The organism is Nocardioides sp. Leaf374 (genome assembly GCF_916862475.1).
GTDB classification, from domain to species: Bacteria; Actinomycetota; Actinomycetes; order Propionibacteriales; family Nocardioidaceae; genus Nocardioides; species Nocardioides kribbensis.
The window spans coordinates 1-1,303 of record NZ_CAKASO010000085.1 but is presented as its reverse complement, the minus strand read 5'-3'; the positions used below and the strand labels follow the sequence as shown (position 1 = coordinate 1,303).

Below are 1,303 nucleotides of genomic sequence, written 5' to 3'. Positions count from 1 at the left end.
CCGCCGGCGCTCGGCATCGGCCCCGCCCGCCCCCGGGGCCGACGCCCCGGACCAGGACCCCGAGCACGACGGCCCCCGCACCCCGACCCCGGTCGGTCGGCGATGAGCGTCGAGCCCGCCGCGGGCCCGCGGCCGGCCACCGGCCCCACCACCGGCCCCACCACCGGCCCCACCACCGGACCGACCACCGGACCGACCCGCGTGCTCTACGTCGCCGGCACCGGGCGCAGCGGCAGCACGGTGCTGGCCAACCTGCTCGGGGGTGTCGACGGCTGGGTCAGCGTCGGCGAGATGCGCTTCGTGTGGGAGCGCGGCCTGCTCCAGGACCGCCTCTGCGGCTGCGGCGCCTCCTTCTCGGCCTGTCCGTGGTGGGGCGAGGTGCTCGACCTCGCCCTCGGTCCCGGCCCCGGCGCGGAGCGACGGGCCCTGGCCGAGCGGATGCACGCAGAGCTCACCGCGCGCACCCGCCTGCGCACGCTGCCCACCCACGTCGTGCACCAGCGGGCGCGGGTCTCCCTGCGCCCCGACGGCGAGCTCGAGCGCCTCACCGGGCGTCTCTACGCCGCGGCCGCCGCCGTGGCCGGGGCCTCGGTGGTCGTGGACTCCTCCAAGCTGCCCACCTACGCCGCCGTGCTCGACGCCCTCGAGGACGTCGAGCCCTTCGTGGTGCACCTGGTGCGCGACCCGCGCGCCGCGGCGTACTCCTGGACCCGTGTGCGGGCCCAGCCCGACCTCGGCGCCGGCGCCCTGATGGAGCGGCGGGGCGCGTGGAAGAGCGCGGCGCTGTGGCTGCTGTGGAACCGCGGCATGGAGACCCTCGTGCCGGCCGGGTCCGCGCGCTACGTGCGGCTGACCTACGAGGACCTGCTCGCCCAGCCGCGCGAGCAGCTCGACCGGGTGCTCCGCACCCTCGGGCTCGACGGCGGCGACCTCGGCGCGCTGCTGCCCGAGCCGGGCGTGGCGCGGCTCGGGGTGCACCACACCGTCGCCGGCAACCCCGCGCGCATGCGCAGCGGCCTGGTGCCGCTCACCCTCGACGACGAGTGGCGGCGCTCGATGCCGCAGGCACAGCAGCGCGCCGTCACCGCCCTCACCCGGGGCACCCTGCGGCGCTACGGCTACCGGCTGCGCCCCGGCGCCCCGGGGCGGTGAGCCGGCGCCGGGCCCTCGGGGGCGTCTGCGCGGCACCGGGTCGGCCCGCGTCACCGGGTCGGCCCGCGTCACCGCACCGAGGTGTTGAGCGCGGCGAACTTGTTGTCGCCGACCGGGATCACGGTGCCGAAGTACTCCTGGAAGAGCTCCG

General features: G+C 78.1%; 1 protein-coding gene. It reads left to right on the top strand.

Going from position 1 to position 1,303, the window contains the following annotated elements:
• The first annotated feature begins 102 nt into the window (after positions 1–102).
• Positions 103–1,152 carry a sulfotransferase gene (locus tag LPA27_RS19145; RefSeq protein ID WP_228943579.1) on the top strand — a complete coding sequence of 350 codons (1,050 nt, stop codon included), beginning with the start codon at positions 103–105 and terminating at the stop codon, positions 1,150–1,152.
• Positions 1,153–1,303 lie beyond the last annotated feature (151 nt).

Bases quoted from the DNA above. Each gene is read 5' to 3' on its own strand.
- LPA27_RS19145 (WP_228943579.1), top strand. From the start codon at position 103: ATGAGCGTCGAGCCCGCCGCGGGCCCGCGGCCGGCCACCGGCCCCACC.